Source organism: Cohnella sp., from assembly GCF_041641335.1.
Lineage (GTDB): Bacteria > Bacillota > Bacilli > Paenibacillales > Paenibacillaceae > Cohnella.
Genome location: NZ_JBEPYQ010000155.1, coordinates 1 through 9,370, shown reverse-complemented (window position 1 = coordinate 9,370; position 9,370 = coordinate 1). Strand labels below are relative to the sequence as shown.

At 57.6% G+C, this 9,370-nt stretch carries 8 protein-coding genes; 6 read left to right on the top strand and 2 right to left on the bottom strand.

The genetic code is table 11. The features are described from left to right. The 4 genes from ACESLM_RS29735 to ACESLM_RS29720 form a co-directional block, all read left to right on the top strand. The coding region (locus ACESLM_RS29735) for an alpha-L-fucosidase (RefSeq protein ID WP_372638191.1) at positions 1 to 1,131 on the top strand (1,131 nt) is incomplete at its 5' end. An 835-nt stretch (positions 1,132 to 1,966) separates the two neighbouring features. Beyond that, complete coding sequence (locus ACESLM_RS29730; protein WP_372638188.1) at positions 1,967 to 3,073, top strand: sugar ABC transporter substrate-binding protein; 1,107 nt, start codon at positions 1,967 to 1,969, stop codon at positions 3,071 to 3,073. Positions 3,074 to 3,161: 88 nt separating this feature from the next. Further along, on the top strand, positions 3,162 to 4,682 hold the full coding sequence (locus ACESLM_RS29725) for an ATP-binding cassette domain-containing protein (RefSeq protein WP_372638185.1): 1,521 nt from the start codon (positions 3,162 to 3,164) through the stop codon (positions 4,680 to 4,682). Between the two features lie 18 nt (positions 4,683 to 4,700). Next, positions 4,701 to 5,876, top strand: coding sequence for a sugar ABC transporter permease (locus ACESLM_RS29720; RefSeq protein WP_372638182.1), 1,176 nt, complete (start codon positions 4,701 to 4,703; stop codon positions 5,874 to 5,876). 234 nt (positions 5,877 to 6,110) lie between these two features. On the opposite strand, the gene ACESLM_RS29715 is transcribed toward ACESLM_RS29720, so the two are convergent. Both ACESLM_RS29715 and ACESLM_RS29710 read right to left on the bottom strand, forming a co-directional pair. After that, positions 6,111 to 6,701 (bottom strand): thioredoxin family protein, encoded by a 591-nt coding sequence (locus ACESLM_RS29715; RefSeq protein ID WP_372638179.1) that lies wholly within the window; start codon positions 6,699 to 6,701, stop codon positions 6,111 to 6,113. Between the two features lie 118 nt (positions 6,702 to 6,819). Next, positions 6,820 to 7,230 (bottom strand): MerR family transcriptional regulator, encoded by a 411-nt coding sequence (locus ACESLM_RS29710; protein ID WP_372638176.1) that lies wholly within the window; start codon positions 7,228 to 7,230, stop codon positions 6,820 to 6,822. 118 nt (positions 7,231 to 7,348) lie between these two features. Between ACESLM_RS29710 and ACESLM_RS29705 the strand changes: the two genes are divergently transcribed. Further along, positions 7,349 to 8,200, top strand: coding sequence for an aldo/keto reductase (locus ACESLM_RS29705; protein ID WP_372638173.1), 852 nt, complete (start codon positions 7,349 to 7,351; stop codon positions 8,198 to 8,200). Positions 8,201 to 8,234: 34 nt separating this feature from the next. Beyond that, the gene (locus tag ACESLM_RS29700; protein WP_372638170.1) at positions 8,235 to 9,152 is read left to right on the top strand and encodes an aldo/keto reductase; all 918 of its coding nucleotides are present in this window, start codon (positions 8,235 to 8,237) and stop codon (positions 9,150 to 9,152) included. Positions 9,153 to 9,370: the final 218 nt, after the last annotated feature.

Below are 9,370 nucleotides of genomic sequence, written 5' to 3'. Positions count from 1 at the left end.
GGCTTCTGCATGTGGGACAGCGCCTATACCGACTATTCCAGCGCGCGGCAAGCGGCCGGCCGGGATTTCGTTCGCGAGGTCGCGGACGCTTTCCGCAAGGAAGGTCTTCGCATCGGACTCTATTATTCGTGGATCGATTGGCGGCTTCCCGCCTATTTCGAAGGTCCGCAAACCAATCCCGAAGGCTGGGAGACGGTCAGAACCTATTTGCACAATCAGGTCAAGGAGTTGCTGACCAATTACGGGCGGATCGATCACTTTTTCTTCGACGGCGTATGGCCCCGCAACGCGGACGATTTGCAAAGCGTGGAATTGATGGAGGAGATGCGCAAGCTCCAACCGGACATTCTGATCAACAACCGGGTAGGGTATTCGTCCAAGCATGACGGCTACCGCGCGGACGGCGGCATAGGAGCCGGCGATTCGGATACGCTGGGCGACTTCGGCACGCCGGAGCACCTCGTCGCGGCGGACCGCAGCAGGCTGTGGGAATCCTGCCAGGTCACGACCTGGCGTCTGTGGGGTCATGTTTTCGGCGAGCGTTGGAGACCGGCGGACTACTTGCTCGATATGTTGTGCGCATGCACGGAGCAGGGCGGAGCCCACGGGGGCAACCTGCTGCTGAACGTCGGTCCGACGGCGGACGGACAGCTGCCGCCGGAGTTCGTGGAGCGCGCTCTGCAGATCGGCGCCTGGCTGGACGTGCACGGCGAAGCGATCTACGGGGCGGACGGCGGCAATCTGACGGAGTTCATTACGCGCGGCCGCCAGACGACGAAGGGTAACGAGCTCTATTTGATCATCCGCTTCTGGGACGGTCGTCCCGAGCTGCGTCTGGCGGATCTGGCGACGAAGGTCACCGACGTCACGCTGCTGACGACCGGACAAAAGCTGAGCTTCAGCCAGACGGACGACGAGCTGATCATTGGCGGCTTGCCCGCGGAGCCGCCCAGCAGACTGTTTCCGGTTATCCGCGTAACATGCGTCGGCAAGCCCGAAGCGACGGAATGGGGACGTCAGCGTCTGTGGGACGGAGACCCGCTGCGGGTGGCTGCATGGGCCCGGGAGCAGCGCGGCAGCTCCGTATTCGCGGGAAGCAGCCGGGCGGTTGAACGGGATTGCCGGACGTAGCTCGGATCCCGTCCAAGGCGTCAACGCGTCGGAACGGATGACGGAGGGGTCGTCTTGCCCGAAGTCGAGCAGGCTGCCGGCGCTTTGATCGACTTGCGCTCAATGATTCCCGTAAAGGGGGAGGTTCCGAAGGCCGCACGAGGCCCGGGAGCTCCCCCTTCTTCATCCCCTCGACGGCTTCCGTTCCCGGGATCGTTTGACCACGTTCGGAACGGTAGAACAACGCCTCCGACCGTAATTCTTGGCCTCCACACTCCCGTTCCGCCAGCGCCGAGGCACATTCTTGGCCTCCACACTCCCGTTCCGCCAGCGCGGAGGCACATTCTTGGCCTCCACACTCCCGTTCCGCCAGCGCCAAGGCACATTCTTGGCCTTAGACCCGCGGCTTGGGTAGCGCCAAGGCACATTCTTGGCCTCCACACTCCCGTTCCGCCAGCGCGGAGGCACTTTCTTGGCCTTAGACCCGCGGCTTGGGTAGCGCCAAGGCACATTCTTGGCCTCCACACTCCCGGTCCCCCAGCGCCAAGGCACATTCTTGGCCTCCACACTCCCGTTCCGCCAGCGCCAAGGCACATTCTTGGCCTTAGACCCGCGGCTTGGGTAGAGCCAAGGCACATTCTTGGCCTTAGCCCCCAGCCTCGGTCCCGCCAAGGCACCTTCCCGGGTCCTCCCTCCCCCAAACGGCTTAGTACTCCTTTTTCACCTACCCGCCGCAAGCTTAAAAAAGTATAGACGGTTGCAAAAGAGTGCTATTGTATAGCGCTTTCATCACCTCTCTCCGATGGTATATTGACGTTGTCGGCCAATGAATCCATTTATCGAGAGGGGCACACAAATGAAAAAAAGCTTAAAAGCCATTTCGTTAGCGCTCACGGTCATCATGCTTTCCATCCTCGTTGCGGCATGCAACAGCAGCAACAGCAGCGGCAAGATCAGCGTAGGCATCGTCCTGCCGACCAAGGACGAGGAAAGATGGGTGCAGGACGAACAGCGCTTCAAGGACGCGATCAAAGATACGAAATACAAGACCGAGATTTTGTTCAGCCAAGGCTCTCCCGCCAAGGAAAAAGAAAACGTGGAGACGCTGATCAACAAAGGCATCAAAGTGCTGATCATCTGTCCGCCGGACGGCGACGCCGCGGCGGCGGCCGTCGAAGCCGCCCGGAAGGAAGGCATCAAGGTCATCTCCTACGACCGTCTGATCACGAACACGGATGCGGTTGATTACTACGTCACGTTCGATAGCGTCGCGGTAGGCGCCGCCCAAGCCCAATATCTCGTCGACCACGCGAAAGGCTCTGGCCAGCCGCTGTATCTGTACGCCGGCGCCGCTTCCGACAACAACGCGTTCCTGTTCTTCGAAGGCGCTTGGAACGTGCTTCAGCCGAAGATTGCCGACGGCACGTTTAAGATCGCGAACTCGAGCGAAGCGGAAGCGCTGAAAGATACGGTAAAGCTGTCGCGCGATCAGATGAGCAAAATCATCGGCCAAGTGACGACGAACTGGGACGCCAACGAAGCCAAAAACAAAGCCCAAACGCACTTGACCGCCGCAGGAGCGGATCAGAAAGGCGACGTCGTCATCCTGGCTCCGAACGACGGAACGTCCCGTTCCATCGCCGACGTGTTCGCGACGGATTCCGCGGTGACAAGCTACGTCATTTCCGGACAGGACGCCGACAAAGCTTCCGTGCAGTACATTATCGACGGCAAGCAATCGATGACCGTGTTCAAGGACGTACGCACACTCGTCAAGGACGCCATGGGCATGGCGGTTGCCATTCTCGACGGCAAGACGCCGGAGACGACGGGCTCCTACCCGAACGGCGCGATCGACGTGAAAGCCAAGCAGACCGACGTTATCGTCGTCGAGCAATCTAACGTGAAGCAGAAGCTGATCGATTCGGGCTATTACCAGGCGAGCGAGTTTACCGGACTTTAACCGAATAGCATAAGCCGGGCGGAATAGCGAGGGATCCTCCGTCGCTATTTCGTCCGTGCGGGAGTTGCTTGCTAAGGAGCGCATGAAGATGAGCGACTACATTTTGGAAATGAACGGGATTTCCAAGGAATTTACGGGCGTGAAGGCGCTCGCCGACGTCAACTTCAAGGTGGAGCGCGGCGAGATCCACTGCCTGATCGGCGAGAACGGGGCCGGGAAGTCCACGTTGATGAAGGTATTGAGCGGAGTCTACCCGCACGGCGCGTATAAGGGAGATATCGTGTTCGAAGGCCGCGTGCAGCAGTTTCATAGAATCAGCGACAGCGTCAAAGCGGGTATCGCCATCATCTATCAGGAACTGGCGCTGTTCCCCGACCTGACCGTCTACGAGAACATCTATGCGGGCAACGAGTTGAGCCGCGGCGGCATCGTCGATTGGAACCGCACGGTCGTCCAGGCGAAGCAGATGCTGCGGAAGGTGAAGCTGGATTTGAACCCGGAGACGCTGATCAAGGATTTGGGCGTAGGCAAGCAGCAGCTCGTGGAGATCGCCAAGGCGCTCAGCAAAAACGTGAAGCTGCTCATTCTGGACGAACCGACGGCGGCGCTTAACGAGAACGACAGCGACAATTTGCTGCAACTGCTGCGCGAGCTGAAGAGTCAGGGCATTACCTGCATCATGATTTCGCACAAGCTGAAGGAAGTCATCTCCATCGCGGACAAGGCGACCGTGCTTCGCGACGGCAAGACGATATGCACGCTCGACGCCTCGAAGGGAGAGCTTGCGGAGAACGTCATTATCCGGAATATGGTTGGTCGCGAGATCGACGACATCTATCCGAAGAGATTAAAGCGGATGTTCGGGAACCCCATTCTGGAGGTTCGCGATTGGTCGGCCTATGATGCGGAGTTGGGAAGGCAGGTCGCGAAAGAAATCGACCTGCACGTCAAACAAGGAGAAATCGTCGGTATCGCCGGTTTGATGGGCTCGGGAAGAACCGAGCTCGCGCGCAGCCTGTTCGGCAATCCGAAATCCTATAGATTAAGCGGCGAGATGCGTCTTCACGGCGCTCCGGTTCGGCTGAGGCACCCGAGCGACGCGATCCGCGCGGGAATCGCGTACGTGACCGAGGATCGCAAGGGAGACGGGCTGTTCCTGATCCAGGATATCAAGAGCAACATTACCGCCGCCAACCTGGGGAATATCTCCTCCCGCGGCGTCATCAACGATAACGAGGAAATACGCGTCGCGAATCAGTATAAAAACTCTCTGAACGTCAAAGCTCCGTCGATAGAGCAGATCGTCGGCAACCTGAGCGGCGGCAACCAGCAGAAGGTAAGCTTGGGCAAATGGCTGTTCGTCTCGCCCAAGCTGCTGATTCTGGACGAGCCGACGCGCGGCATCGACGTGGGGGCCAAATTCGAAATCTACACGATCATGAACAAGCTGATCGAAGAGGGCATGAGCATCATCATGATCTCGTCAGAGCTCGGCGAAGTGCTCGGCATGAGCGATCGCGTATACGTGATGGCCGAAGGGCGGATTACGGGCGAGCTGCCGATCGAAGAGGCCGATCAGGAGAAAATCATGCATCTCGCGACGCTATAGGCAATGGGAGGATCACCTATGAATCTGTACAAAGAAACGAAGTCCCTGGTCAAGGTGAACATTCGCGAGTACGGCATGTACATCGCCCTGTTCGTGATCATGCTCGTGTTTACGATCATGACGGACGGATTGTTCATTTCTTCGCGCAACATCAGCAATTTGCTGGACGCTACGGGATACATCGCCGTGCTGGCGGTCGGCATGACGCTCGTCATCGTCATTCGGCACATCGACTTGTCCGTCGGTTTCGCGGCCGGCTTCCTCGGAGCGATCGCGGCCATTTTGCTGACGCAGGCCGGCATTCCCGTCCTTCTGACGATTCCGATCATTCTCGTTCTCGGCATCGTCGTCGGACTGTTCAACGGGGTGCTCGTCGCCTCGATCGGCATTCCGTCATTCGTCGCTTCCCTTGCGGGCATGCTGATATTCCGGGGCGCGCTGCTGCGGGTGACGGAGAAGACGGGCACGATCAACGTCAAGAACGAGCAGTTCAACGCGATCGGCAACGGCTACATTCCGGAGCTGGCCAACGTAGGCGGGCTGAATTTGCTGTCGCTTATTCTGGGCGCCGCGTTCATCGTGCTGTATATCGCGGGGGAAATCTCCAAGCGCAGAAACAAGCTCAAATACGGGCTTGAGGTCGTGACCAACCAGCTGTTCGTCCTGAAGCTCGTGTTCGTATCGGCCATTATCGCTTACATTACGTGGATTATCGCAGGCTACAACGGATTTTCCTGGACGGTCATCATCATGCTGCTCGTCGTCGTTATCTATCATTTCCTGACAACCAAGACGGTGCTGGGAAGAAACATCTACGCTGTCGGCAGCAATCCCGAAGCGGCCCATCTAAGCGGCATTAACGTCAAGAAAATCACCTACATCGTCTTCGGCTCGATGGGGATGCTCTCGGCGCTGTCCGGCATTCTGTACACATCCCGCCTGCAATCGGCGACGACGACCGCCGGCACGCTGTTCGAGCTGGACGCGATCGCGGCCGCTTACGTCGGCGGCGTCTCCGCGGCGGGCGGCGTCGGCAAGGTGACGGGGTCGATCATCGGCGCAATCGTTATGGCTTCCCTGTCCAGCGGCATGAACCTGCTCGGCGTCGGCATCTCCTACCAGTACATGATCCGGGGAGGCGTCCTGGCCGCAGCCGTCATATTCGACGTCATGACCCGGAAGAAGAGAAGCTGATCAAGGAGCGGCACCGTCCCCTAAGTCATCGGAGCGCAGCTTGGTATCATCGAGGTAAGGGTAGGGGTATGTATCTTCTGTAGAGCGAAGCGCCTGCCTCATACGGTCATGAAATTACCCTGTTACGGGTTTATCCGTTCCAATTTTCATGACCGTATCAGCAGCGGAAGAAGATACATACCCCGTACTTCTTGATCGATGATATCAAGCTGCCTGACTTAGGGGACGGTCCCGTTAAGACTGAGGAACCAGGTCGCAAGCTTCCGCAGGCATCCAGTGCTCGTCCTGGCCTTCCCATTTCACGTTGCAGCCAATCGGATTCGTCAGCGGAACGGTTACGGCCTGACCGGCCGTGTGTTGAGCCAAGGCGTTATCGAGATCGTTGACTTTCATTTTGTCGATTTCGCGCGGATTGTCGACGCCTCTGCCGGAATAGACCAGCTTGCGGTCCCGGTCGAACACGTAGAAATGAGGCGTTCGCAGCGCGCCGTAAGCTTCGGCGACGCTTTGGCTTTTGTCGCGCAGATAGATCCACGGGAACTTCTTCTCGTTCATCCGCTCGACCATGTGCTCGAAGGAATCGTCCGGCTTCGTCAATTCGCTGTTGGAATTGATGCCGACGAACGCGACGCCGCGGTCGCGGTACTTAAGCGCGGTTTCCCGGGTTGCCTCTTCGGAGCCGACGACAAAGGGACAATGATTGCACGTGAAAAACACGACAAGCGTCGAGGCGTCGGAGAAATCCTGCAGCGAATACGTCCTTCCGTCCGTTGCCGGCAGCGAGAACTCCGGCGCTTGCTCACCCAACTGCAAAGTAAAAGCCATGCTATTCCCTCCTCAGTGGATTTGTGCACCTGGATCGTACAAAAAATTTCTCAAGGGTGCAACGGTCTAAAGGCGCATAAATCTTCCCGGACAAGCGGCGAAACGGTGCGGGCGGCGGTCAGCCCTTGCAGACGGAAGCTTCGCCGTCGCGGGATTGCTCCCGAAGATATTGTTCATGCTGAGAAGAGAAATGGGAGATTTTATGGGACACTTTCTCCAGATGCTTGCCCATTTCCCGAATTTGCGCTTCGACGCTTTGCTTATGCTCGATCAGCATGTCGCAGCGCTGCTTCAGCGTGTCTTTGCCTTGCGCGCTCAGGTCGACGAAGCTTTTGATCTGCTTGATGGACATTCCGGTATTTTTAAGGCAGCAGATCAGACCCAGCCATTCCAGATCGTCCTCGGAGTAGTGGCGGATGCCGCCCTTTTTCCGGTTGACCGGAGACAGCAGGCCTTCCTTCTCGTAGTAGCGAAGCACATGCGCTCCCAGCTTCGTTTTCTCCGACACTTGCTTGATCGTGTACCCCATCGCGATTCCTCCCGAAAATTTTCTTTCTCTCTATTGACTTAAAGTTAACGTTAACGTTTATCATACGCAATATATCCAATGCTTTAAATTCTGTCAAACTTAATTCGGGAGGTAGATTATGAAAGCGATAACGGATACATACGAGTTGTCGGGCGGCGTCAAAATCCCTTGCATCGGCTTCGGCACGTGGCAGGTGCAGAACGGGGACAGCGCGGTCTCGTCGGTGAAAGCCGCTCTGGACGTCGGGTATCGCCATATCGATACCGCCGCGGGATACGGCAACGAAGAAAGCGTCGGCATCGCCGTCAAAGAGAGCGGCATCGCGCGCAGCGATATTTTCATAACGAGCAAGCTGCAGAACGATATGCACGGATACGACGATACGTTGAAGGCGTTCGAGCAGACGATGAAAAACTTGGATATGGAATACTTGGATCTGTACCTGATCCACTGGCCGAACCCGGTCAAATTCAGGGATCGCTGGCAGGAGACCAACGCGGGCTCCTGGAAAGCGTTCGAGGAGCTGCACAAGGCCGGAAGAATCCGCGCGATCGGGGTCAGCAACTTCCATCCCCATCATTTCGAGGCGCTGATGGAGACGGCGACCGTCCTGCCGATGGTCAATCAGATCCGCCTGTGCCCTGGGGATACGCAGGATGAAGTCGTGAATTATTGCCGGGAGCGCTCCATTCTTCTGGAGGCGTACAGTCCGCTCGGCGTAGGCAAAATATTCGAGGTTCCCGAAATGAAAGCCCTTGCCGAGAAGTACGACAAGTCCATCGCGCAGATTTGCGTACGCTGGAGTCTGCAGCGGGGCTACCTGCCGCTGCCCAAGTCGGCGACGCCGGAGCGCATTCGCGAGAACGCCGACGTGTTCGATTTCGAGCTGTCCGCGCAAGACGTACAGCTCATCGCCGACTTGAAGGGATGCTGCGGGTACTCCGCCGATCCCGATAAGATCACCTGGTAAACGCGCAAGCGAAAATAAGGAGGAGCTATACAAGATGAGAACGATACAGTTGGGACAAACGAATCTGCAGGTGCCGGTCATCGCGGTCGGCTGCATGCGCATCAACGGATTGGACAAACAGGAAGCGGAGCGCTTCGTCCGCACTTCGCTCGAGCTGGGAGCCAACTTTTTCGATCATGCGGATATTTACGGGGGCGGCACATGCGAGGAAATCTTCGCGGACGCGATCCAGATGAACGCGTCCGTGCGCGAGAAAATGATTCTGCAATCCAAGTGCGGCATTCGCAAGGGCTCGTTCGATTTCTCGAAAGAGCACATTCTGGCTTCGGTGGACGGCATCCTCAAACGGCTGAAAACCGATTACCTAGACGTTCTGCTGCTGCACCGGCCCGACGCGCTGGTGGAACCGGAGGAGGTTGCCGAGGCGTTCGACAAGCTGGAGAGCAGCGGCAAGGTACGCCATTTCGGCGTGTCCAATCAGAACCCGATGCAGATTCAACTGCTGCGGAAGTTCGTCAAGCAGCCGATCGCAGCCAACCAATTACAGCTTAGCATCACGAACGCCAACATGATTTCCCAAGGTCTCCATGTCAATATGCTGGACGATCCCGCGGTGAATCGCGACGGCAGCGTCCTGGATTTCTGCCGGCTTAACGACATCACGGTCCAGCCATGGTCGCCCTTCCAGTACGGATTTTTCGAAGGCGTGTTCCTGGACAACCCGAAGTTCCCGAAGCTGAACGCCAAAATAGACGAAATCGCCGCCAAGTACGAGACGACCAACACGACGATCGCGATCGCGTGGCTGCTTCGCCACCCGGCCAACATGCAGCCGGTGACCGGAACGACGAACGTCGAGCGTCTGAGAGATTGCGCAAGAGCCGCGGACATTCGGCTCACGCGCGAGGAATGGTACGAAATCTACCTCGCTGCCGGGAACATTTTGCCGTAACGTCCATAGAAGCCGAGCCAAGAACACGATTTCGGGGTAGACGCCTTTAGTGACATGCTCCCACCACTTGCAGAAGTGGGGGCTTCCCAGGACATAACTGCCCACGCAGCTAATCTTACTGGGCGATCCCCGCCAGCCCGGCGGTTCTCTCTTGCGCTATGCAAGGCCTAATATTCTTATCCCTTCGGTCCTTATGTTTCCGGCAGCATTCTCATCCC